This is a genomic window from Haliscomenobacter sp., from assembly GCF_041740695.1.
Classification (GTDB): domain Bacteria; phylum Bacteroidota; class Bacteroidia; order Chitinophagales; family Saprospiraceae; genus Haliscomenobacter.
The window spans coordinates 12747-37875 of the sequence record NZ_JBGSLK010000018.1 but is presented as its reverse complement, the minus strand read 5'-3'; the positions used below and the strand labels follow the sequence as shown (position 1 = coordinate 37875).

Here is a 25129-nt window from a genome sequence, read left to right as displayed (position 1 = left end):
TTCAATAAATCACAACCCTGCGCAGCAGGGTATTTTTCTCTCACCACCTTAGACACCTAAGGAACACCTTTAGTAGATTTGTCACCAATTCTATCACCACACATTTCCTCAACATGCCACTAATAGATACCATCCGCCAGCACGTCGAAGCAGATTACGAGCGTATTTTTCAACTCTTTTGCCACTACAACGAAAATCCCGAAATCGGGATGGACACCTTCAATACCTCCCAACGCCAGGCCGAAGAGCTCCGTGCTGCCGGTTGTGATGTGGTACAAATGGTGTGCGAAACTGGAGTCGTGGCGGTGATGAAAAACGGCGAAGGCCCCACCTATTTGTTTCGCGCCGATTGTGATGCCTTGCCCCAACCCGACCTGCGTGGCGAAGCCTGGGCCTCTAAAATTCCCAATGTCGGGCATCAATGCGGGCACTCGCTGCATTCTGCAAATTTGATTGGGGTGGCCCGAGCAATGGCTAAATTGAAGTCTGAATGGGCGGGTACAATGGTGTTTGTGACCCAACCCGGTGAAGAATTTGACAATGGTGCCGATAAACTCATCAAAGCGGGTTTGTTCGATCATTTTCCACTTCCGAAAGCAGCTTTGGCCTACCATGTTTCGCCAACTTTGCCGGCTGGTACCATCGGAGTCGTGCGTGGACCAGCGATGGCTTTGATCGAAATGCCAAAAATCATTGTCAAAGGCATTAGCGGACACGGAGGCTATCCCCAAACGACCAAAGACGCGGTGGTACTGGCCTCGAGCATTGTTGTGCGCTTGCAAACCATAGTCAGCCGGGTGATGTCGCCCTTTGAACCTACGGTAGTTTCAGTTTGTAGCATCCATGGGGGTTTGTCGCACAATATTTTGCCCGATCAAGTGGAATTGAAACTCACAGTGCGTTGCTTCAGTGTGGCCGTTTATGAAAAAATTATGGCAGAAATCAAACAGATCTGCGAGGGTGAGGCCATTGCCTCGGGTTTGCCGAAGGAGCTGTTCCCTGAAGTCATCGAGCGCGGCTTTTTTACCAAACCCGTGATCAATGATGTGGCGCTGATGGACAAACTACAATCCAGTTTTGAACAAACATTGGGGAAAGACATGGTGCGCCAGGAACCTTGCTATACCTTTGGAGAGGATTTTTCAAGCTATGGTCTGGATGGGAAAATCCCATTGGGCTTTGTTTGGCTTGGCTCGGTCAATCCGAACAAATTTGATGAAAACATGCAGCCTAAATCCACAGAAACCTACCCGCCGCTGCACAGCTCAGTATTTAATCCGTATCTGCCGGGGACGATTCGTACCGGGATTGCTGCAATGACTGCAGCGCTGATTCAGTTGTTTAAAAATGGGTAGGGGGGGAGGAATATTCGCTGGGGTTCAAGTTTACCGCAAATTCAAAGGTTTTCGCCTTGATTTGTGTCTTGCGCTCTTTGGGGTGTCAGATCTAATAAATATTTAACTTCTCCGGTATAAATACTTTCTGAACTCCTGCTATAACTTTCGAATTCTTGTTAAACCTGGTTGTAATACCACAAAATGGCCAGCTAATTTATCCAAGTTTTCACGAATGAAATGATCAACATAAGTCGATCTGGAAATAGAAGGGAGTTCCTCCATCCGAACCAAGATAATACCAGAGTGAATCCTTTTTAATCGATAAACTAATTCTCCAAAATCTTTATCTCTCGTGATAAGAATACGACCATCGCTATTGGCTAATGCCAATACTTCTTCGTCAGAGATGCTACTTGCTGATTCTGCAACGTAAAACACATCATAACTCGCAGCCCTCAATAACTCTACCAAGGACTTGTCCACACCTTCATCTGCTAAAAAAATCATGCTGCACTGGGAATGAGGAATTCACTTTTAAGCGCCAAGGCAGCGAAAGCGAAAGCTGCTTGGATATGGTGCAGTTCTAAGCGAGGATGTTCAATTAAAATGGCATCAAAGGATTCACCAATTGCTAGCTTTTCCAGAATTAGCTCTACTGTTATACGAGTACCTTTAATGACAGGTTTCCCAAACATTATAGAAGGATTGACCTCAATGAAATTTTCAACTAAATCATGTGTGCTCATTACGATTGAAATTTATCCAAAATTAAAGACTTTTTGTTAAATATGCCATACTATTCTGTTTTCCCTCACCCCCAATTCCCGCTCTTTCACCCCCACCTTTCCGTCACTTCAGCCGCAAAGCCCCGCCAATCCTGCGGCCTGGGCCCTGCTTTTTGCATCCATTAACCAACGAAATCATTCGATCATCCACCAAATGAAGGATCATGAAAAAGTACAAAATGCTGGCTGCAAGTTTACTCGTACTGGCCGTAGTAGGCTGGGGGAGGGCGCAGTCCAAACTCCTGTATCAAGTCTCCCTAAACTTCCCGGCTTTTGGCATGCCTGGTTATCGGCTGAGTGAAAATTTTCGGAATATGGGCCTCAGTGCAGGCATCACTTACCCACTCAATCAAGCGGAAACATCAGGGCTGCGCCTGGATTTGGGGCATTACCGCACTCGTTCACAAGGCAGCAGTTTTTACCTGCAAAGCCAGTTTAGTTATCACCCCCGCATCGGTAAACTGGAGGCGGGTTTTGATCTGGGGCTGGGTTACCAATTGAATCAGGGTTCGGGCCCTGGATTAGTAAGGGATGGAGAAGGGCAATGGCAAACGCAGAAGAACCAAAAGGCGCTGCTTTTTGTACCCGCTGGCCTGCATTTGGGTTACCGGGTCAGCGAACACTGGCGGCCTTTTGTGCAGTATCAGGCGCAGGCGCTGCTCGGCTACAACGAAGCCTTCCCCGTTTTCCCCATCCATTTAATCACCGTAGGGCAAACCTTCAAATTTTAATTCCCATGAAAATTGCACCCATTTTATTCATACTGGTACTCGGTATGCTGAGTGCTTGTGAGAGCACTGAACAAGCCATCGCGCCGCAGCAAAACTGTGTGGCACCCGGCATCAATCCCACCCATCCTTTGGCGGGTCGTTTACAAACTTTGATCGATAGCTTTGTCGCCGAAGGTATCCCTGGCGCGGTGGTGGCCATCAAAGATGCCAATGGAGTTTGGACTGGCACCAGCGGCTTATCTAAGTTGGAGGACAACACCCCCATGCAAACTTGCCAGGTTCAACACGCCTACAGTGTCAGCAAAACTTTTATTGCCGTAGCTACCTTGCGCTTGGCCGAGCGAGGTTTGTTGAACCTGGACGACCCGGTTGCCAATTATTTGCCCACCTCCATCGCCAATCGCCTTACTCAGGCAAAGGGAGTCACAGTGCGCATGCTGCTCAATCAAACATCGGGCTATCGGGAATTTCACGAAGATTTGAAGCGGCTTTCGGACTTGCTGAATCGCCCTACTCGCCCCTGGTCGCGCGAGGAGTTGTTGGAATACGTAATCGATAAGCCGCTGCATTTTCAACCCGGCAGTGATTGGGCTTATGCCAATACCAATTACTTGCTCCTGACTTATGTGCTGGAAAAAACCAGCGGCAAAGACCACGCCGAAGTCATCAAAGCAGAAATCCTGGAGCCGCTGCAACTGAAAAATACCTACTACAAATTACAAAGCGGTTATCCGGCCAATTTAAGCTTGCCCAACCACTATTGGGATCGTTACGCCAATGGGGTATTGGAAAACTGCACCCAAACCAACCTCAATATTGCCGCTTATTCTGGGTATGGAGAAGATGGAATCATCGCCTCGCCCCTCGATTTGGTCACCTTTATGGATGCGCTGGCAAATGGCAAATTGTTGAACGCACAATCCTGGAAGGAAATGACGAGTTGGGTACAGGGCAAGCAATCCACTGAGCCGGATTATGGACTGGGTTTGGTATGGGTGAATTTTGGCGGCGGCCAGCCAGAGTTTGGACACTATGGCGGCGGAATTGGCGGCCAATGCTCGCTGATTTATTTGCCCCAACAAAAAATAACGGTGTTTACTTCCACCAATGTGGGTCGGGAAGGGGGCGGGCGCTTTGCTTTTTTGAGTAGTGTGCTGGTGAATCGGGTACCGGAGGTTTTGTCGAAGTTGCCGTGACGGTGTTTTCGCAAAAAATATTCATTATCCCGATTTTTTCATAAAAACCAAAGCGGCATTTTATTAGCACAAAGGAAAAAAAGAGGACACAAAGGACACAAAGTTAGACGTTGACAAGGCTTCGCTTTGTGTCCTTTGTGCTCCTTTGTGTATTCTTTGTGAAAAAAAATGTCGCTTTGGTGATCTTCTGAAAAACTCAGATGACGAACTATTTGCCGCAAAATCAAAACAAGTTCTTTTTGCGTATCTGAGCATAGTTGTACTTTTGCCAGGAACACACAACTATGCTTTTATCCATTTCCTATCCTGACCGCAACCTTCGTTTGATTGCCATTCCATTGTGGGGGTTCCTGTACCGCAACATTGGTGAAGTAGCTTCCTTTGGACAATTGTTGAAGGATCCCCAGTACTATCTGGATTTGGGGGTTGGCATTCTGGTTACCTTTTTGATTTGGGAACTCAACCGTTTTTTCATCCTTCGTTTTGACAAAAAATACTCCTGGGTAGACCAGGGTTTTCAACGCGTATTGATCCAGGGCGCTACCTGTTTTGGCCTCTCCAGTTTGATCGTTTTGATGGTTACCTTTGTGTACAACACCTACCTGGCGCAACGGCATCCGCTATTCAACATCGAGATCGTTTTTATGACCGATATCCCGATGGCCTGTATGTTTTTGTTGGTGATGCACTTGTTGTATATTGGAATGTGGATGCGGGTTTATCACTTGCGGGTAGTGGAGGGTTTGCAGACGCGAATCAACAGTTTAGAAAGTACTAGTGTACCCAATGTCAATACGCCAAGCGGGCGCTCTTTGCGCAGTTTGTTGGTCAATCAGGGCAAAGCTCAGGTACCTTTGAACCTGGAGGAAATGGCCTACCTCAGTGTGGCGGGGGATTTGTGCGTGATCCGCAACTTGCAGGGGCAATCTTTTACCATTGATCAAACTTTGGAGCAACTGGAAGATAATTTGCCAAGTAGTGAATTTTTTCGCCTCAATCGACAAATCATTGCCCACCGCCAAGCCATTCGCAAGGTGGAAACGGATGGTTCGGGGCGTTTGCTTTTGCAGTTGAGTCCGGCTTTTTCGGAAGAGGTGAGTGTGAGCAGAAAGAAGGCGAATGCCTTTAAGGACTGGATGATTGGCCAGTAAGGATGACAGTCCACCTGATAATAGACGCTCCTTTGACTAGATTTTGGTCGACCAAAAGTATTTTACACATTCATCAAATTTCCACTGACGACCAACAACCTTTCCCCGTCGCTATACGACATTTTGCCCCTTCAACCCGCACTCGGTCGCAATTGTTTAAACTTCAAGTAACTGACCCAATAAAGTTTCGTATTTTTCCGGCTTAGAGCTGGTTTAAGCAAGCTCTTGAATTTTAAAGCCCATTTTGCACGTGAACAACATTTGTTCGATTTTACTAACCTGCAATTTTTATGAAGTACATTTCTTCCCTGCTCTGTCTGGTCCTTGTAAGCCTAGTAATGATTTCCTGTGGTGGGAAAAAAGAGGGCGCCCCGATGGCTGGTGCTGGCCCTGGTGGAAAACCTGGCGGCCCCATTCCTCCCACTCCGGTAGACTACATGATCGTAAACTCACAAGTACTGGAAAACACGCTGTTCACTACGGGTAACCTTGTCCCCAACGAACAAGTTGACATTCGCCCCGAACGTTCCGGGCTGATGACCAAGCTGCTCTTCAAAGAAGGCGCATTGGTACAAAAAGGTACCCTTTTGGCTGAATTGGATCGTGCTGAACTGGAAGCTCAGTTCGCCAAACTCAAGGTCAGTGAAGCCTACAACGAGCGGGAGCTCAAACGTGCGAAAGACCTTTTGGCCATCGACGGGATTTCACAGGAGGATTATGATCGCCTTGGCCTTACCCTGGATCAAACCAAGGCAGACATGCGAATCACCCAAGTCGCCTTGGACAAGACCCGCATTCGGGCCCCATTTAGTGGGAAATTAGGTTTGCGTCAATTGAGTGAAGGGGCCTATGTGTCTCCCAACGATATATTGGTGGGTTTGCAACAAACCAATCCCATCAAACTCGAATTTGAAGTCCCTGAGCGCTTTTCCCGCGACTTGAAGCCAGGACAGCGCATTCGGTTCAATGTAGAAGGGATCACTGAAAATTTCAGCGCAGAAATTTATGCCCTGAGCAATCAGGTGAATTCTGCTTCCCGCACCCTTACTGCCCGGGCACGTTGTGCGAACCCCAATGGCACTTTGAAGCCGGGTAACTTTGCCAAAGTACAAGTGATCACCAGCCAAAATAAGGCGGCATTTTTAGTGCCTACTGATGCGGTTATTCCCATTTTGAACGGCCAACAAGTGTTGGTGATCAAAGGGGGGGTCGTAAAAATGCAGACCGTATTGGCAGGTCAACGCCTGGAATCCGCCATAGCAATATTGGACGGCTTGGCACCTGGTGATACGGTAATTCTCTCGGGCTTATTGTCCCTCAAAGAAGGAATGCCTGTGATTCCTACCAAATTGCTTGAATCTCCAAATCAGAATGGCCTATGAATATGTCTTCTTTGAGTATCGACCGGCCAGTAATGGCTACGGTGATCTCCATAGTGATTGTTCTTTTTGGTTACATTGGTTATCGTTCACTGGGCTTGCGTGAGTACCCCAGTGTGGATCCCCCGGTTGTATCGGTATCTACGAGTTATACCGGGGCTGCTGCTGACGTAATCGAATCACAAATTACCGAACCACTGGAGGAAAGCATCAACGGGATCGCGGGGATTCGCTCTCTGTCCAGTACCTGTTCGGATGGCCGAAGCAACATTCGGGTAGAGTTTGAACTGGGCATCGACCTGGAAGCAGCTGCCAACGATGTGCGGGAAAAAGTATCGCAGGCGCAGCGTAACTTACCTCCCGATGCCGACCCCCCGATTGTATCGAAGGCAGATGCCAACTCTAACCCCATTTTGTCGATCACCGTACAAAGCAATCGCCGCGACCTGATGGGGCTGAGCGAGTTTGCCAATAACGTGATGAAGGAACGTTTGCAAACCATCCCCGGGGTGTCAAATATTCGGATTTGGGGGGAAAAGCGCTATGCGATTCGCATCAAAATGGATCCCACCATGCTGAGTGCCTATAGCCTGACGCCACTGGATGTTCGCACTGCACTCCAACGTCAGAACCTGGAGCTGCCCTCTGGACGGATTGAGGGTTACCGCACGGAGTTGACCATTCGTACCGAAGGCCGCTTGTTTACCCCCCAGGAGTTTTCCAATATTGTATTGCGGGAATCCAACGGTGCAACCATCCTTTTGAGCGATGTAGCTACTGTGGTATTGGAGCCGCAAAACCTGCGCTCAATTTTGAGGGGAAACAACATCACGCCCATGGTAGGGGTAGCCATTACCCCACTGCCGGGTGCCAACTACATCGAGATTGCCGACCGGGTATATGATCGGGTCGCCGAAATCAAAAAGAACATTCCTGAAGACATTACGCTGGATTATGCCTTTGACGGGACGATCAGCATCCGCAAAGCGATCAAGGAGGTAGAAGAAACCCTACTGTTGGCTTTTGGACTGGTAGTATTGGTGATCTTCTTGTTTCTGCGCAACTGGCGGACTACGCTCATTCCGGTTATCGCTATTCCGATTTCATTGCTTGGGGCCTTCTTCATCATGTACGTATTCAATTTTTCCATCAATATTTTGACCCTGCTCGGGATTGTGCTGGCTACGGGTTTGGTGGTGGATGATGCCATCGTGGTGATGGAAAATATTTTCCGGCGGATTGAAGATGGGCAAAAACCTTATGAAGCGGCTCACGAAGGTTCCAAAGAAATCTACTTCGCCATCATTTCTACTTCGATCACCCTGATCATTGTATTTCTGCCGATTGTGTTTTTACAGGGTTTGACCGGGCGTTTGTTCCGTGAGTTTGGGATCACCGTAGCGGGAGCCATTCTCATTTCGATGATTGTTTCGCTCACCTTGACACCTATGATGAGTGCCCGTTTTTTGAAACAACAAAAACATGGGTACATCTATAACCTGACCGAAGGTTTTTTCAACGGGATGACGAATTTGTACAACCGCACGCTGAAAGGCTTCATGAAGGTGAGGGGTCTGGCTTGGATCATCACCATCTTGGCAGGCTTCGGCATCTATGCCTTGCTGCAAAAAATCCCTACCGAGCTCGCGCCGATGGAAGATAAAAGCAGCTTGCGGGTACAAATGACCGCTCCGGAAGGCACTTCTTTCGAGATCATGGATCGCTACATGCTGGAAGTGCTGAAAATAGTGGACACCTTGCCGGAAAAACGAGCCGTTATTGCTGTTACCGCTCCTGGGTTCAGTGGTTCTGGGGCAGTGAACTCAGCATTTGTCAACATCATCCTCAAACAGCCCGAAGAACGTACCCGTACCCAGGATGAATTGGCGAAAGCTCTTTTTCCTCAGATTGCTCAGTTGAACTATGCTCGTTCACTGATTACCCAGGAACAGACCATCGCGACTGATCGCCGGGCGGGTGGTTTGCCAGTGCAATTTGTTATCCAGGCACCCAATTTTGATGATTTGAAGACGGCTCTGCCTAAGTTCATGGACGAAGCCGCCAAAAATCCTGCTTTTGCGGTAGTCGACCTGGATTTGAAATTCAACAAACCTGAACTACGCCTGGAAATTGACCGCGAACGGGCCCGGAAACTCAACCTGAGTGTACGGGACATAGCCGAAACCTTGCAGTTGTACTACGCCGGCCAGCGCTACGGTTATTTCATCAAAGACAGCAAACAATACGAGGTAATTGGGGAAGCCAACCGGATTTACCGTGATGATCCTCGCGATTTGGCATCCCTCTTTGTACGCAATACCCTGGGGGAACTGATTCCGATGAGCAACGTGGTGCGGGTGATCGAACAATCCAGCCCCCCACAATTGTACCGCTTCAACCGTTATTTGTCAGCTACAGTATCGGCAGGATTGAACCCTGGCTATACCATCGGACAAGGCATTGAAGTGATGGAAAGCATCAGGGATAAGGTTTTGGATGAGTCTTTCCAAACCGATCTGACGGGTACTTCCAAGGACTTTAAAGAAAGTTCAGGGGGGATCCTGTTTGCCTTTATCCTGGCGTTGGCACTCGTTTACCTTACCCTGGCAGCCCAATTTGAAAGTTTCTTTGATCCCTTGATCATCATGGTTACGGTGCCACTTGCCCTGGTTGGGGCTCTGTTGACGCTGTGGTGGTTCAACCATACGCTCAACATTTTTAGCCAAATTGGAATCATCGTTTTGATAGGTATTGTAACCAAAAACGGGATTTTGATCGTAGAGTTTGCCAATCAAAAAATGGAGGAAGGTATGAATGCTTATGAGGCAGCTGTTGAGTCGGCGACCCTGCGTTTGCGCCCCATCCTGATGACCAGTATTGCCACCATCCTGGGGGTTGTACCGATTGCCCTGGCTTTGGGTGCCGCTTCAACGAGCCGGATCCCGATGGGCGTTGCAATCATTGGCGGACTGAGTTTCTCATTGATCCTCACCCTTTACGTGATTCCAGCTATTTACACCTTTTTCAACCGACAAAAAGTAGTGAAGCATGAAGAACAACTCGAAGAAGTCGCAGTTGCTGAATAACATATTCTGTGTAACATTCATTTTATTTATGGCTTCATTCTCCTACGCGCAGTCTCCAATGCTGCGCGTAGAGGATGCAGTAAAAGTGGGTTTGGAGAAAAATTTCAATATCCAGATCCTCCGCCAACAAGAGCAAATTGCCATAAACAACAATACGCCAGCTCGGGCAGGAATGACCCCAACGGTAAACACAACCGGAAACGTTTCGTACGCCATCAATAACACAGAGCAAAAGTTCTTCACTGGAGAATCGCGTGGAGCCCCCAATGCAGGTACCTTCAATATCCGCTTTGGTGTGGAGGCCCTCTGGACCATTTATGATGGATGGCGGATGTACGTAGCCAGGGATCGCTTTACTGCTTTCGAGCAGCAAAGTCGGGCGTTCACCACGGCTCAAATGCAAGCACTAGCTGCAAATATCACGCTGTCTTATTACAATATTGTACAGTTGGAGCGTACCACCGCCAACCTCCGTTATGCGGTTCGACTTGATCGGGATTTGCTCAATTTGGTACAGGCTAAAAAAACAATTGGTAGTGCTACCGGTTTGGAAGTGTTACAATCTCGTTCGCGCCTGACGGCAGATAGCGCCCGTTTGGTGCAACAAGAAGTCGATATTAGAAGGCTTTACATGTCTTTTAATCAATTGTTGAACCGTCCGGTTGATGAGAACTTTCGGGTAGATACTACCTTGGCTTCTCAACTGGTGATTGGCGTGGATGAGTTGGTTCAAAATGCAAAACAAGCTCACCCTCAGGTAATTCTGAGTAAACTGGATCAACAAGTTGCGATGTTGAACACTAAAGAAATTAGAGGCACTTTTAAGCCAGAACTGGATCTTTCTGCCAACCTCAACTATTCGTATCAGCGCAACGCAGTAGGATTTTTATTGTCCAACCGCAACTTGGGTCCAACGGTGGGCCTTACCGCGCGTTATCCAATCTACGATGGACATTTGCGCAGGCAAAATTTGGAGAATGCTAAAATTGTGGAAGAAAGTGTCAAACTGCGTCAGGATGAACTCCTGTATACCCTCGAAGCGCAAATCCGTACCCGTTACGCCGATTACCAATCGCTCAAGCAATTGCGTGACCTGGAAGATGCCAACCTGCGGGTGACCATCGATCAGGCCAATTTGGCGCGGGAATTGTACCGCCTCGGGAAAATCACCAACTTTGAAGTGCGGGAATCTACCCTTTTGGAGGTTCAGGCACGGGATAGAGCCATTCAGGCTGGTTTTCGCCTCAAACAAGCGGAGATTGAGATACTGGATTTGGCTGGGATGAAAATGTTTCAATAAGTTGAGGGAGGTTGAGAAGGTTGAGGAAGGTTTAGGCTACCGCGAGCGATCCTTGCACTTCGGCTACGCTCAGTGACCGGGTTGCTCGCGGCAGCCTAAACCTTCCTCAACTTCCCTAAACCCTCTCAACCAACAAAAAAGGCGCCAGGAGATCATCTCCCAGCGCCTTTTCTTTTTTATTGAACAACAACAAAAGCAGCTACTTAGGCCCGCTCCCGATAGTTTTCGTCGTATAGTTTTTGCAATTTTTTACGGGCGAAGAAAATCCGGCTTTTGATGGTACCCAGTGGTGAGCCCAGCTCTTCCGCAATTTCTTCATACTTAAAACCATCGTAAGCCATCAGGAAGGGCTCGCGAAAATCGGTAGGCAAAGTATCCACCAGGCGCATCAGCTCTCCAAAAGACACATCGTGTTCGCCATCATTCTCCACTTTTTCTTCCCCGGAATTGAGGTAGAAATTGTTGGGGGTCTGATCCACGATCATGTTGCGGCGTACTTTTTTGCGGTAATTGTTGATGAAGATGTTCCGCATGATGGTAACCGCCCAGGCTTTGAAGTTGGTGCCTTGGTTGTATTTATCTGCATTGGTGATGATCCTTACCGCGGTGTCTTGGTAAAGGTCGTCAGCATCGTTGTAGTTACCGGTCAGTTTGAGTGAAAAGGCGCGCAATGAATTGCTCACCTTGTCAAGTTGCTCGTAGATCGGATTTTGAATCGCGTAAAGCATGGTCCGGTGATTTATTTGGGTTACAGTATTGTAATAAATTTTTACAAAAATAAAGAATGCTGGGGATTTGTGCAATTATTTTTGTCTATTTAGATTCATTTTTAATAAAAAAAGTCGCAACGCGACAGTTTTTTCCAAAAATAAGGGATTTTGTTAAAAAAATTAACACCCATAAAACAATGAGCGCTTAAATTTGTATTCAAGTAATAAGATTTGAACCACTAATTGAAGGAGACGAATGGAATAGATTCGTCGTTCAACTGCTTAATTTATTACGAAGGATCTTTTATTTTTTTCTTTCGCCTCTATTTTGGATGATTAATTTGGATGGAATGGAACAAATGGTTGATTTTACTTATTTGGACAAAAACATTCGTTTTTTGCGCAAGCAGATGAATTGGAGTCAAGAAGAACTTGCGTCAAGAATCGGATTGAATCGGGGCAACATTGCTTCGTACGAAAATGGCACTGCCGAACCAAAGGTATGTAACCTGCTAAGGTTGTCTCGCTTGTTTGGCGTCTCCATCTGTGATTTGGCACAACGTGACCTGAGTGGTGACGAGGTACCTTGCGCTAAGAGCAACGGCCACGCTAAAAACGGGCACTTGGTTGAACCCCAGAATCCCGAACTGTTGAACATCATTCATGGGAATGCCCAACGCAAATTGCAGATGATGGAGGGCTTGGTTACTTGTAGCCGCTTGAAGCTTGAACAAGTCCATACTCAAATCCCCCCTGAACTACAATTGATCATCGTCAACTTCGAAGAATTGTACCGCACTGCCCGTTCCCTCATGGATGAACACCTTTCACTGCTCAAAAGCCTCAATTGCAAAGATTCTTCTGCAAACGAGTGATCTTTAACAGATTAATGGTTGCACTGCATGGGGAATAGGGATATATTGCGACGTTTTAGTTGTAGTATAATCCCATAGTCCCATGAAAAAATTGTCCCTTCTTCGGGGCCTGCTGTTGGTATTGACCCTATTGACAGCAAGCCAAAAGTTGCACGCCGTGCAGTTTGCTCGCTTATCACTGGCCGAAGCCAAAGCTAGAGCAGCCCAATTGCAACGTCCATTGTTGATTCATTTTGCCGCCAACTGGTGCTTGCCTTGCCAATGGATGGACAAAAACACTTTTGTCGATCCGGAGGTGTTGACCTACCTGAGCAATCAATACCTAGCGGTAAAAATCGACGTGGATGAAGTACAAGGTTATGCCGACAAGGAAGCTTGTGGGGTAAAATACCTGCCTTCTTTATTGATTTTTAATGCCACGGGAATAGTAGTGTCCCGCTACGAAGAGACGCTTGATGCGGCCCAAATGCTGGAGGTCTTGCGCAAATACGATACCCCTGCCAACCGAATTGCCCCACGTTCCACTTATGCAGTTCCCACTGTGAAGATCAATACTCCTAGCAACACCGTAGCTCAAATTGATCAAAGTGAAATAGGCACAATTTCTGCCGATGTTGAGAATGACCCTGCCCATTTGGATGCACAACGTCTGCCAATTGGCCAAACCAATGCAGGCCCGGCCTTGCCGAGTTCTCGCAAGATGGGGATACAAGTGGGCGTTTACAGCAGTTATGAAAATGTAATTCGGCAGGTACAGTATTTTGAAAAAAAATTTTACAAAGCTGTTCAGATCTCGGCTCAAACCAAAAATGGACAAACCTACTATCACCTCATTGCCGGGCCTTTTGAAACCCCTGCGCAAATGCAAACGTACCTCATCGCCCTGCAACGCGATGGACTTAAAGGTTTAATTGTCACCTTATAATGTGTTAATTTGCTAATGTGCTGATTGGCTAATTTAAAGAAAACGATCCAGCTTGATATGTAAATCTGCTGCCGTGTTTTTTGAAGGCTAAATCAGCACCTTAGCGCTTTAACAAATCAACATAGGAGCACATCAGTAAGTCAGCAAATCAGCAAATCAGCAAATTAGCTCGACTACACATCAAATAATTGTCATTCTGTTTCGTTTCTTTGTCGGAGTATTTAAAGAGTGTAGTGGGGCTTCCACTTTGCGCTGCAAATGACTAAATTTTGCTCTAGTTTCGTTCCGAAAATGCTCATTTAGCGCTGCTAAACTCCGCTTTTCGTGCCTCACTAGAGCAAAATTTAGCTCATTTTCGCTTGCAAAGCAGAAACCCCACCACACTCTAAGTTCGTTCAGGACAATCAGAATGATGAGCAAAATGAGCAGATTTTTCGGCTATCTAATTGTAGTTTTATTAGTACCCATGGGTGCTATTTACGGTCAAGAAATCGACCATATTCGGTCAAAGTACGATATCAAGCGCCCTCAACTTAGGCAAGCTTGCGACAATCGTGCTGGTACAGTTACCATCGGACCAATTCAAGGGCAAAGCAATACCTCGGGAGGCGGAACCATTTATCTTTGCTTTGGAGACTCTATTTCCATTAAGCATAACGGTGATTTTGTAATCAATGACCCTAATCGCAATACACCTTCAGGGATTAAATATTTGGTTACAACTTGTCCTCCCTCTGCCGAATTTTCGGGGCCTGATGTCCCTACTATTCAAAAAGAGCCTTGCCTATTTCCTGATGCTACTATAACTATTAATGGACAAACTTCTACAAAAGGGGATTACTGGACGATTTCAGATCCAGTTAGAAGAAATGGAGACCTCATTATTCGTAATCTTGGAGGCTTTATTGAAGGATTTGGGAAAAATAAGCCAGTAGGCTTGTATCTCACGCCCATTACGTCTGATGACTTCGCCAATGATATAAATGAAGCAGGCGGCTGTGTGGTGTTTAACCCTGAAGCAACTTTTCGGGTGGTTTATCTTAAGCCAATTGACACGCTCAGGGTTCGTACCCGGGTTGACAATGCAGGATGTACAGGATCATTTATTGTAGGAGGGGGTGTGCCTGAATTTGAGACAACTGAACGTTTTACCATTACGGTCGTCAAAGAAGATGATCCATCGGTTACGGGGATTGCAAAAGCCTCCAGTACCAATAGTAATACGGCCATGCATTTAGACTCCGTTGCATTTTTTGTGCCGGAACCAGGTCGTTACATCATCACGATTAGCGATGGACGGAATTGCAATCTGTCTTTTCCAGTGAATATGGCTGGCTGTCAGGCCGTAGGCTTTCAGCTGCCTTTTTTAAATGCGAAAACAGGAGACGAAATTTGTGTGGATTTAAAAACGACCAACTTTACTAAAGTAGGTTTGTTTGAGATGAACATCCGTTGGGATACGGCTGTACTGGAGTTTATACGCACCCAGAATTTCAACCCCGCTTTGGGTGGCTTTGGAGCAGGTAGCATCGGCCAAACTTCGGATAAATTGGGCCTTGCACTATCTTGGTCAGACAATACCCTCACTGGGATAACTCTTGTAGATAGCTCAACCTTAGTTACTTTTTGCTTCAGAGTAAAAGGGGCTTTGGGAACAACTAGCCCACTTCATTTTCAAGGATCGCGTGACCCCTCTGAAACAGTGGGCACACCTGATCCAGCCAGATTGGGATATATTTTCCGAGATGGACAAGTGAATGTGACGGATGATATCCTTTTTACAAGTGTTAGAACTTCTGGCTTAGAATGTTTTGGCCAAACCAATGGTGTGATCGAGGTCGTTGCAGACAAAGGGACTGCTCCATATAGTGTAAGTTTGCGGAAAACCGCACCTAATGTTCAAAATTTTCAAGATGAAATAATTGCAAAACCTGGAGGAAATTTCCGCTGGGAGGATCTAGATGTTGGTTCATATGTTGTCACTATTCAAGACGATAGTAAACCTACCCCTAATACCAAAACATTCAATGTTGAGTTCACTCAACCGGAGAATGTAGCAATTGATGTACAGGTTTTATCTGAAGTTTTGTGTTCTGATTCTAAAACTGGCTCACTTAAAGGTGTTGTTTCTGTCAATTCTATTTTAATCCCTAATCCAGATTCTACCTATAAATTCCAGTGGAACATCCCTGGTGAAAGAGGTCAAACGGTGGATTCTCTGGGCCCAGGAACTTATTTCGTGACTGTAACCAATAGCCGAGGTTGCCAGTCCAGCTCCAGCACCGGTTTATCGATTCCGGTTAGGCTTGAACCTGTACCGACAATTACACCAAACACCTGCTCGGGTGTTTCCAATGGGGCAATCTCCATTAGAGTGAGTGGAGGGGTCCCTTTCAGTGGCAACAGGTACTTTTTTAAGTGGGCATCTACAACAGGTGATACGACAGATACTTCGACCATTTCAAACCTTGCTGAAGGGAACTATACGGTAACCATTACAGATAGTAGGCAATGTGTGAAAGAGTTCAGCTTCCCGGTTGAACCTTTTAAAGTTTTGGAAATTGATACCGCAGTAACAGACGTGACCTGTTTTGGATTGTCAAATGGGGTAATTATTGTTACTGGAAATACCAGTGGCGCCCAGGCCCAATTGCCTTACGACTTTACCTGGACAGGTTCTACCAATACACCAACCAATCAACCAACCAATAGTACGCTTGACAGTATACCTGCGGGCACCTATATTGTAACCATGAAGGATCAAGATCCCCTAGGATGCTTCACTTCAGATACCATCGTCGTCACTCAACCTACTCAACTCTCTGTTGCCCAAGGCCGCCTGCAAAATGAGACTTGTAACCCTGGCAACGATGGACTAGCTTCCCTTCTCGTAAGCGGTGGTATCAAACCCTATGCCTACGAGTGGCGCAGGGATACGGTGCTGGATACTTTGCAAACCGATTCACTGGCCATTGGCCTACGTTCTGGTAACTACATCATTACAGTGATCGACAGCAACCAGTGTGATACCACCTTTATGCTCGACATCAATGCACCCGCTGGGCCTCAGATTACCCAGCTCAACGACTTTACCTTGCGTTGTTTTGGCGATGCCAACGGTCGTTTGTCGGTAAGGGCAACGCCAATACCGGGCACCACGATTACTTCTTATACCTGGGACAACCAATCAACTGGCCAAGACCTCACGAATCTACCTGCTGGCCGCTACATTGTGACGGTGACTGGGAGCGATTTTTGTAGTTCAGTGGATACCGCGCAAGTGATTGCTCCCACGCCCATCAGTGTGGATAGTATAACGGCGGTTGCACCCCGCTGCCCAGGAGATGCCAATGGCTCGCTGACGGTGAATGTCAGTGGGGGTACGGCACCGTATAAATTCTTGTGGAAGGATCAAGGTACCGATACTTCGAGATTCCAATTGCGCCCAGCTTTGGTTGCGGGCACCTATGATGTGGCTATTTTCGACGCCAGTGGTTGCCCCTCTGTGATGAGTTCGGCGACCTTGCAGGATCCTCCACGCATTGTCATCACCTTTACAGATAGTACTGGAGTCGCCTGTTTTGAAGGAAGTACAGATGGGCGAGCTACGGCGGTCGCACAGTTTAGTGATGGAACCAATGGCTTGTTTGAGTTTACCTGGCAAGGCAGCCAGGAAACCTTTGCTGGGGTAGCCAGTTCTACTGCCACTATGTTGTCGGCTGGTATGAACGTAGTGGTAGTGGTTGATTCCAACTCTTGCGCAGCTGCCGATTCAGTACTCATCACCAGCCCACCTGAAATCAAAATTTTAGCGGTGGTAGAAGCCGTGACTTGTTTTGGTTTGGCGGATGGAAAAGTGAAACTCACACCGGGAGGTGGAACCCCTCCTTTTAACATCAACTGGCAAGTCATCGGGTCTACTCAGGATAGTTTGAGCAACCTGCAGGCTGGAACTTATACCGCGGTCATTACCGATAGCCGCAATTGCCCCAAAACGCAAGAGATTGAAATTAAAGAACCTGCCGAACTCAGGGTGGAAGTGGATCAATCCTTCTCAAGAGCCTCCAGTTGTAGCAATACTGATGATGGTCGCTTTGGAGTAGTTGTCAATACAGATGAGGGCATCAACCCCTTACCTGAAGATGCCTTTACCTGGTCGGGTAGTATATCACGCCCCAATTCTCCATTTGCGGAGAACCTGGCACCAGGAACGTACTCGGTGACCGTGACCGATACTAAAAATTGTACGGATTCAACTAGTTATACCGTGGTATCACCACCACCGGTGATTGGCCTGCTCAACCCAGTGACTGAACCTCGTTGTTTTGGCGATGCGACTACCCTTACCGTAGATACCGCTTACGGTGGCAATGGTGTTGATTTGACGGATTTCACTTTTACAGTAGACAACAACGGGATCAGTTTCCCGCTGAATCAGGCCGCTAACATCTTCGCTGGCCAACACATTGTAGCGATTGAAGACCAATTGGGTTGCCAATACATCGACACCATTGTAGTGAATCAACCGGAACAATTGACCGTTGCTTTTAATCCAAATCAGGTTGTAGTGGAATTGGGCGATAGTTTGCAACTTACCCCGATTGTGACCAGCACCAAACCCATTACGGGCTACGATTGGCTACCAGCAAGAGGGCTCTCCGACAATAAAATCGAAAGTCCATATGTGATTACGGCAACCCGTACAGAACGCGACATGCGTGATGATACTGAATTTATCTTGACGGTAACAGATACCAGCGGTTGTAAAGCAGAAGGAACCATCTTTGTGGAGCTCGATCGCAACCGCAATTTTTTCATTCCTAACGCATTTACCCCCAATGGAGATGGACGCAACGATGAATTCCGGGTATACGGTTGTAAGGGGGTAAAAACCATCAACTACGCCCGGATGTTTGACCGTTGGGGCAACCTGATTATGCAAGCCGAAGGGATTGTGCCAGATTGTGCTGGTGGGACCATTGTTTGGGACGGTTTATTGTCCTCCAAACTGGCCAATCAAGGTGTATATGTGTACATTATAGAAGTGGAATTCCTCGACGATGTGAAGTTGTTGTATCGGGGGGATGTGGGGTTGATTCGTTAAAATGCGTAGGGGCAACCCTTTGTGGTTGCCCCTATGCATTTGGAAATATTCCTGATGGATTGCCCCTACTAAATATTGGGCAACCACAGAGGGTTGCCCCTACGGATTTGGATATAAATATTGGGCAACCACAGAGGGTTGCCCCTACCGTAATACCATTATGCTGCCTGTTGCCAATTTTTCCTCACCTTTGCAACGGTAGCGAATTTTATACAACATCACGCCAGGGTTAATTTCTTTCCCCTGAAATTTTCCATCCCAACGGGAAAAAGGATCGGCGGAGCCAAATACCCGGCTTCCCCAGCGGTCAAAAATTTCAAATGCTATCAATTCCTGAATGACAAAAGGATTGCTGATGCCAAAGGTTTCATTCAAACCATCTCCATTGGGCGTAAAAGCTTTGGGGAGTAATACCTGCCCACAATCCAGGGTGTTGGGATCAATCACGGTGATTCTGATCGAATCTGTAGCTACACAAGCTCCGCTATCATCCGACATATCGACCGTGTAAAAATGGATACCTGGGCTCAAGGGTTGAATTAATGGTTCTTTTTCAAAAGGGGAAATCACGTCAAGGGTGGGCGACCAGTTAAAAATATAATTACAAGTAGGCCCTATTTTGATTTTTACAGCTCCACCGACAAAAATGCTGGTATCACGCGTTACGATGTTGTCGGGCTCTATGGTATACAGTGATTTGATTTCATTGTCGTTTAAGGAGCGGTTGTACAGTCTTACTTCGTCCATATAGCCTTCAAAAGGGGCTTGATTGGCTACTGGAGTACAAGGTGAATTGCCCATGGTAAATTTTCCATCATTGGATAGATTGATTCTTCCCTGGGTATTCAATTCCTGAATTTTTACGCCATTGATGTACAGTTTAACTTTGTTCGCTTCCCGAATCACTGCAACGTGGTGCCAACATTTTCCAGCGGGAACCTCACCAATCAAGTTCACCGTTTTGGCACCTTCCCCCAAAAACACGTTCAAGGTGCGGGTAAAAGGCCGGTAACGGATGTAAAAAAGATTACCATCGGTCGCACAATTGCTGGTGAGCTTATGCACCAGGTATTGAATGCCATTGGAGTTGGTTGATTTAAAATAAAAACTCAGGCTGAAGTCTTCGGTGGTAAACTCGTCATTGGCGGGCCCCATCACGACTGCATTTCCGATGGCCCCAGAAAATTCCAGAGCTTTCCCTTCTACGCCACATTCATAACTCCGATTGAGGGCTGGTTGAAATGCATTGGCCGTATTCCCTGCGGCATCGGCATTGCTGTTTTCAAAAGGGTAAAAAGCCACCAAACCAGCCGTGGGTTGGGCGAATAAAGCAACGCTGCAACAGAGGCAGAATAAAAATGCAAGTATTCTCATGGTATTTTTGGAATTGGCAAAATAATGGCTGATCGCTGCACATCCGCGGCAGAAATCCAAACACACTCTAAAAAACGAAGGAAGAGGAGGCTTATTTTATTGCGTTTCCTTCAGCAACCCTATTTGAAGAAACCATCCAGCCCTGGAGGCATCATGTCTTTGAGCAGTAGTTGGGTTTCCGCCGCCTCTTTTTCCAAGGCGCTGTTTAGCGCACGATTGATGGCAACTAGGAGCAAGTCTTCCAACTCCTCAGCCTCAGCATCTTTTAAAAAAGCGGGATCAATGCTGATGTTGGTGATTTCGCGATTGGCGTTGGCACTGATTTTAATGGCGCCGTCGCCGGCCTCACTTTCTACAATGAATTCGGCCAATTTTTCGCGCATGGCCTTTTGTTGGGCCTCCATATCGCCAAACATGTTTTCAAGTCCAAACATGGTACGGTTTTTTGTCGGTAAAATATGTGCGAAGATATAACAGAACGTACAGGAAACGTCAGTATTTTATACATTTGTCCCCGTTAAACCAGTTGCAGGGTAAAACTGTTTTGGCATTAGTGCCAATCCACAACAAATGGGGACTGGCACACGGGAGCACAAATTCTACTTACAGTGTAAAATAGCGCCATCATGGCTTTGGATCAAGTTGATGTAGATCAGGAAGAAAAAAAGGTGGGTAAAGAAATGTCTTTTCTGGACCACTTGGAGGAGTTGCGTTGGCACATTATCCGCTCGTTGTCGGTCATTTCTGTTTTTGGAATTGTTCTGTTCCTCAACCAGGAATGGATGTTCAACGTGTTGATTTTTGGCCCTTCCAAACAAGATTTTATTACTTACCGAGCACTGTGTTCTTTTTCAAAAAGTATGGGGCTGGGGGATACCATGTGTTTTGCGGCCACTAAAGTCAATTTACAGACCATTGGTTTTGCCGAACCCTTTGTGACCAGTATGTGGGTTTCTTTTGTGGTGGGTTTGATCCTGGCTGCACCTTATGTATTGTGGGAAATCTGGCGCTTTGTCAGCCCGGGTTTGTTGCCCAAGGAACAAAAAGCTGCTACAGGGGCAGTTGCTGTTTGCTCATTCTTGTTCCTGTTGGGAGTGGTCTTTGGCTATTTCCTAATGGCGCCTTTTGCCATCAACTTCCTGATTGGCTATACCATTCCTGGCGTTACCAACGTCCCTACGCTCAATTCGTACATCAATTACATGGTGATGTTTACTTTGCCATTGGGGCTGGTGTTTGAGCTGCCTGTAGTGGTATATATTTTAGCTAGAATTGGCCTCATCACCGCACAGGATATGCGGGCTTTTCGTCGGCAGGCCATTGTGGTTATTCTGATCGTTGCAGGGATCATCACGCCACCGGATGTGGTTTCACAATTGTTTGTCACCATACCTTTGTATACTTTGTATGAAGTCAGTATCCTCATAGCTAAAAGGGTTGCCCCACGGGATGATGACGATGATGAACCTTCAAAAGCAGTAACCCCTTCATAGTTGAGATGTTGAGGAGTTGAGGCTGCCGCAGGGACTTAGACTATAGCTAATCCAAATCGCTGCGGTAGCCTCAACTCCTCAACTCCTCAACTCCTCAATTTTCAATCGAATGGAACGGATTTCGAGTAACCTTACGTTGATGTATAAAATTGTACTGCCCATTTTCTGGATTGTGTTTATGGGCGGTGTTACAGTGGCCATCATGCTGAGCAAATTTGCAGGCATTGGCAATACCTCTTCGTGGGCAGTGAAGGCAGTGATATTGTTCGTGTTCACCACGGGAACCTTGTTCCTGGCATTTACCTTGATGCGCCTCAAAAGGATAGAGGTAGGCCAGGAAGGGGTATACGTGACCAATTATTTCAAAAATGTGCGTTACCCTTTCAGCGAGGTAGATGGCATTACCTCTACTTCACTGTTGCTTTTTTCGGTGGGGACACTACATTTAAAAGGCAAAGGGAGCTTTGGCAAGAGCATTACGTTTATCCCTAGCCCAAGTCGGTTTTATACTTTTTTTGAGGAAAATCCGGGTTTGAAGGAGCGGTTATTGAAGGTGTAGGGCTTTTCCTCAAACGACGATGGGGGTTGAGCTCTAAAGAAATTTTAGTTTTCCACTGGAGCTTATATGACGCTTTATGGAAAAAGACAGAATAAGAGAAACTTTTTATGATGCTTGTCCAATGTGTCCAAGCTATTCAGAAAAAAATGGAAGTCGAAACCTTCGAAAGCTTTGTTAAAGAGGGGGGAGTATTGCTGACTTTAGATATATACGAGTAAATTTTCGGCATCAAAGAAAGTGATTGGGAAGTTAAGCAAACATCATGAAAGCAAGCCGCGATGACCTGATTCTAGAAATCACTTCAACACTTGAACAGATTCAGAAAGTCAATTCAATGATCCTTTTTCATCAATCCTTTGAAGAGCCTGATGAAAATGCGTTGGATAATTTCAATCGCCTTCGGGATGATTTTTTACAACAATTGAATGCTTTGATGGGCGATTTGAACATTGAGGCGAAATGGCGAATGTAACTTGGCTTTTTAATCTTGCCAACCTAATTGGTTAAAAGTCAAAACCCAAATCAAACATGGTTAAAACATACCCGATCGGGATTGTTTTAACAAAATTTCCTTGTTGTATACCCGATCGGTGCTAGTAGTGTGAAATTTTCAGCTCCCCCTCGCCAAATCCCTTCCCAAACTTCCCAATCTCCCATTTTTTTCCTAAACTTGTCTTGTATTCGACCCAAACAAAGCCATGAAAAAAGAAAAATACCTGTGCATCCACGGTCATTTTTACCAACCTCCGCGTGAAAATGCCTGGTTGGAGAGTGTGGAATTGCAAGATTCGGCGGCCCCTTTTCACGATTGGAACGATCGCATCAACTTCGAATGTTATGCCCCCAATACGGCGGCCCGTTTGATGGACAATGACAAACAGATCATCAACATTGTCAACAACTATTCCAAAATCAGCTTCAATTTTGGCCCAACTTTGTTGTCCTGGATGGAAAAAGCCGACCCAATGACTTATCAGGCCATCATCCAGGCCGATAAAGAAAGTCGTTTGGCGGGCGGAGGCAAAGGTTCTGCGATGGCGCAAGCTTATGGGCACCTGATCTTACCCTTGGCCAATCGCCGCGATAAAGAAACCCAGGTAATTTGGGGCATTCGTGATTTTGAATACCGTTTTGGCCGCAAACCAGAAGGCATGTGGCTGGCGGAAACGGCGGCGGATACTGAATCGCTGGAAGTCTTGGCCGAAAATGGCATCAAGTTTACCGTACTCGCCCCCCGACAAGGCAAAGCCATCCGCAAAATCGGCGCGGAGACCTGGGAAAACATCCCATCGGACAGCATCGACCCCCGCCGGGCTTACCTGTGCAAACTGCCCTCTGGCCGTACCATCAACTTGTTTTTTTACCACGGAGGTGTTGCGCAGGATGTTGCTTTTAAAGGTTTGCTCAACGATGGCATCAATTTTGCCAACGCCATAGCGGGCTCTTTTGAAAACATCGATACCCCTCAATTGATCCACGTGGCCACCGATGGCGAAAGTTACGGCCATCACCACCGCTACGGCGAAATGGCTTTGGCCTCTTGTTTGGATCATTTGGAAAAAAATACCGACATACAAATCATCAATTACAGTGCCTTTTTGGCTAAATTTCCACCGCAATGGGAAGCGCAAATCCACGAAAATAGCTCCTGGAGTTGTGTACATGGGGTAGAGCGCTGGCGCAGCAATTGTGGTTGTAACTCTGGTGGTCGGCCCGATTGGAATCAAAACTGGCGGGCACCTTTGCGGGAAACCCTGAACTGGTTGCGCGATGAATTGATCCCCATTTATGAAAGCCAAACGGCTGGTTTGCTCAAAGACCCCTGGGCGGCGCGCAATGACTACATTCAGATCGTGTTGCAACGGGGCAATGAGCCTTTGTTGCAAAAATTCATCCAGGCACATGCCAGCAAACCTTTGAGTGAGGCGGAAAAAATTCAACTCCTGCGTTTGATGGAAATGCAGCGGCAAGCCATGCAGATGTTCACCAGTTGTGGCTGGTTTTTTGATGAAATTTCGGGTTTGGAAACCGACCAAATCCTGCAATATGCCAATCGGGCCATCCATTACGCGGAGCAAGTGGCTGGCAAAGAGCTGCATGAGGAATTTGTGCAACGCCTCGAAAAAATACCCAGTAATGTGTACGAAAATGGGGCTAGCAGCTACCGCAAAAACGTTATTCCAGCGCGGGTAGATTTAGCGCGAGTGGGCATGCATTATGCGGCCTCGTCCTTGTTTGAAGAATACCCCGAGTACCTGGAGATTTTTAACTACCAAATGAGTAGCGAGGAATTCCACCGCTACGAGGGCGGCAACCAACGGCTGGCCTTTGGCCGCACCAAAGTGCGCTCTAAAGTCACCCTTTCCGAAAAACATTTCAGTTTTGCGGTATTGTACCTCGGGCAACAAAACATCATCGGGCACATTTCGGTGAACATGCCTCAGGCTGATTTTGATGACATGGAGGCCAAGTTGATACCCGCTTTTGAGCAAACTGACCTGGGAGAAGTGGTAGGCGTGATGCAAGATTATTTTGGCTCCGAACGCTTTACGTACTGGCACCTCTTCAACGACGAAAAGCGCAAGATTTTGGGTGAAATCTCTGAGCGGAGCCTACGCGCAACTGAAACCGTTTTCCGCGAGATCTACAACGACAACTACCAACTGATGACCGGGATCAAATTGAGCAAAATCCCGGTACCCGAGACGTACCTCACCGCAGTGAAGTTCATCCTCAATTACGACCTGGTGGCCATGTTTGCCAATGGAAATAACTTCAGTATCCGCACCTTGAAGCGACTGATTTCCGAGTTTAAAAAATGGGAAGTCAAGCTGACCAATCGCTCCAGTTTGCGGCTGAGCATCACTGAGCGGGTATACCTCGAGTTGCAGCTGATTTTGCAGGAAAAAGAAAAAGCGCTGGAACGGATGCGCCTGCTCAATCTGGTCATGGAAAACCTCAAAGAACTGGAGATGGATCTGAACATCTGGAAAGGGCAGAATTTCTATTTTTCGGCCTCCCGGCAAATGAAACGCTTCCAGTACTCCATCCATTGGTGGGCGGAGTGGACGAAGTTGGGGAAACATTTGGGGGTGAAAGCGGTGGAGGGCTAAAACAATTGATG

General features: G+C 46.8%; 19 protein-coding genes. 14 read left to right on the top strand and 5 right to left on the bottom strand.

Going from position 1 to position 25129, the window contains the following annotated elements; translation table 11 throughout:
* The first annotated feature begins 113 nt into the window (after nucleotides 1-113).
* Complete coding sequence (locus ACEW9O_RS03185; protein WP_373548674.1) at nucleotides 114-1355, top strand: M20 family metallopeptidase; 1242 nt, start codon at nucleotides 114-116, stop codon at nucleotides 1353-1355.
* Between the two features lie 138 nt (nucleotides 1356-1493).
* Here the strand turns inward: ACEW9O_RS03185 and ACEW9O_RS03180 are convergent, their stop codons facing one another.
* Nucleotides 1494-1844 (bottom strand): DUF5615 family PIN-like protein, encoded by a 351-nt coding sequence (locus ACEW9O_RS03180; RefSeq protein ID WP_373548673.1) that lies wholly within the window; start codon nucleotides 1842-1844, stop codon nucleotides 1494-1496.
* Nucleotides 1841-2083 carry a DUF433 domain-containing protein gene (locus ACEW9O_RS03175; RefSeq protein ID WP_373548672.1) on the bottom strand — a complete coding sequence of 81 codons (243 nt, stop codon included), beginning with the start codon at nucleotides 2081-2083 and terminating at the stop codon, nucleotides 1841-1843. Before ACEW9O_RS03175 ends, ACEW9O_RS03180 begins: the two co-directional genes overlap by 4 nt.
* A 203-nt stretch (nucleotides 2084-2286) precedes the next feature.
* On the opposite strand from ACEW9O_RS03175, the gene ACEW9O_RS03170 reads away from it, so the two are divergent.
* From ACEW9O_RS03170 to ACEW9O_RS03145, 6 genes are all read left to right on the top strand, one after another.
* Nucleotides 2287-2853: a hypothetical protein gene (locus tag ACEW9O_RS03170; RefSeq protein ID WP_373548671.1), complete on the top strand. Its 567-nt coding sequence runs from the start codon at nucleotides 2287-2289 to the stop codon at nucleotides 2851-2853.
* A 5-nt stretch (nucleotides 2854-2858) separates the two neighbouring features.
* Nucleotides 2859-4049: a serine hydrolase domain-containing protein gene (locus tag ACEW9O_RS03165; RefSeq protein WP_373548670.1), complete on the top strand. Its 1191-nt coding sequence runs from the start codon at nucleotides 2859-2861 to the stop codon at nucleotides 4047-4049.
* 284 nt (nucleotides 4050-4333) lie between these two features.
* Nucleotides 4334-5200 (top strand): LytR/AlgR family response regulator transcription factor, encoded by an 867-nt coding sequence (locus ACEW9O_RS03160; RefSeq protein ID WP_373548669.1) that lies wholly within the window; start codon nucleotides 4334-4336, stop codon nucleotides 5198-5200.
* 290 nt (nucleotides 5201-5490) lie between these two features.
* On the top strand, nucleotides 5491-6582 hold the full coding sequence (locus ACEW9O_RS03155; protein WP_373548668.1) for an efflux RND transporter periplasmic adaptor subunit: 1092 nt from the start codon (nucleotides 5491-5493) through the stop codon (nucleotides 6580-6582).
* Nucleotides 6579-9665: an efflux RND transporter permease subunit gene (locus tag ACEW9O_RS03150; RefSeq protein ID WP_373548667.1), complete on the top strand. Its 3087-nt coding sequence runs from the start codon at nucleotides 6579-6581 to the stop codon at nucleotides 9663-9665. The genes ACEW9O_RS03155 and ACEW9O_RS03150 overlap by 4 nt, the downstream gene beginning before the upstream one ends.
* Nucleotides 9628-10965, top strand: a complete 1338-nt coding sequence (locus ACEW9O_RS03145) for a TolC family protein (RefSeq protein ID WP_373548666.1) — start codon at nucleotides 9628-9630, stop codon at nucleotides 10963-10965. The genes ACEW9O_RS03150 and ACEW9O_RS03145 overlap by 38 nt, the downstream gene beginning before the upstream one ends.
* A 203-nt stretch (nucleotides 10966-11168) precedes the next feature.
* Here ACEW9O_RS03145 and ACEW9O_RS03140 read toward each other — a convergent pair whose 3' ends face one another.
* Nucleotides 11169-11693, bottom strand: coding sequence for an RNA polymerase sigma factor (locus tag ACEW9O_RS03140; protein ID WP_373548665.1), 525 nt, complete (start codon nucleotides 11691-11693; stop codon nucleotides 11169-11171).
* Between the two features lie 332 nt (nucleotides 11694-12025).
* Between ACEW9O_RS03140 and ACEW9O_RS03135 the strand changes: the two genes are divergently transcribed.
* The 3 genes from ACEW9O_RS03135 to ACEW9O_RS03125 all read left to right on the top strand — a co-directional run bounded on the left by ACEW9O_RS03135 (nucleotide 12026) and on the right by ACEW9O_RS03125 (nucleotide 18579).
* On the top strand, nucleotides 12026-12550 hold the full coding sequence (locus ACEW9O_RS03135) for a helix-turn-helix transcriptional regulator (protein WP_373548664.1): 525 nt from the start codon (nucleotides 12026-12028) through the stop codon (nucleotides 12548-12550).
* An 82-nt stretch (nucleotides 12551-12632) separates the two neighbouring features.
* Nucleotides 12633-13475 carry a thioredoxin family protein gene (locus ACEW9O_RS03130; protein WP_373548663.1) on the top strand — a complete coding sequence of 281 codons (843 nt, stop codon included), beginning with the start codon at nucleotides 12633-12635 and terminating at the stop codon, nucleotides 13473-13475.
* A gap of 421 nt (nucleotides 13476-13896) precedes the next feature.
* Nucleotides 13897-18579 (top strand): gliding motility-associated C-terminal domain-containing protein, encoded by a 4683-nt coding sequence (locus tag ACEW9O_RS03125; RefSeq protein WP_373548662.1) that lies wholly within the window; start codon nucleotides 13897-13899, stop codon nucleotides 18577-18579.
* Between the two features lie 144 nt (nucleotides 18580-18723).
* Here ACEW9O_RS03125 and ACEW9O_RS03120 read toward each other — a convergent pair whose 3' ends face one another.
* Nucleotides 18724-19953, bottom strand: coding sequence for a LamG-like jellyroll fold domain-containing protein (locus ACEW9O_RS03120; RefSeq protein WP_373548661.1), 1230 nt, complete (start codon nucleotides 19951-19953; stop codon nucleotides 18724-18726).
* Between the two features lie 119 nt (nucleotides 19954-20072).
* Nucleotides 20073-20387, bottom strand: a complete 315-nt coding sequence (locus tag ACEW9O_RS03115) for a YbaB/EbfC family nucleoid-associated protein (protein ID WP_373548660.1) — start codon at nucleotides 20385-20387, stop codon at nucleotides 20073-20075.
* 192 nt (nucleotides 20388-20579) lie between these two features.
* Between ACEW9O_RS03115 and tatC the strand changes: the two genes are divergently transcribed.
* From tatC to ACEW9O_RS03095, 4 genes are all read left to right on the top strand, one after another.
* Nucleotides 20580-21446, top strand: coding sequence for a twin-arginine translocase subunit TatC (gene tatC / locus ACEW9O_RS03110; protein WP_373548659.1), 867 nt, complete (start codon nucleotides 20580-20582; stop codon nucleotides 21444-21446).
* Between the two features lie 109 nt (nucleotides 21447-21555).
* Nucleotides 21556-22005 carry a hypothetical protein gene (locus ACEW9O_RS03105; RefSeq protein WP_373548658.1) on the top strand — a complete coding sequence of 150 codons (450 nt, stop codon included), beginning with the start codon at nucleotides 21556-21558 and terminating at the stop codon, nucleotides 22003-22005.
* 262 nt (nucleotides 22006-22267) lie between these two features.
* A complete protein-coding gene (locus ACEW9O_RS03100) occupies nucleotides 22268-22477 on the top strand; it encodes a hypothetical protein (RefSeq protein WP_373548657.1) in 210 nt (69 codons plus the stop codon).
* A 226-nt stretch (nucleotides 22478-22703) separates the two neighbouring features.
* A complete protein-coding gene (locus ACEW9O_RS03095) occupies nucleotides 22704-25118 on the top strand; it encodes a DUF3536 domain-containing protein (protein WP_373548656.1) in 2415 nt (804 codons plus the stop codon).
* The last annotated feature ends 11 nt before the right edge of the window (nucleotides 25119-25129 follow it).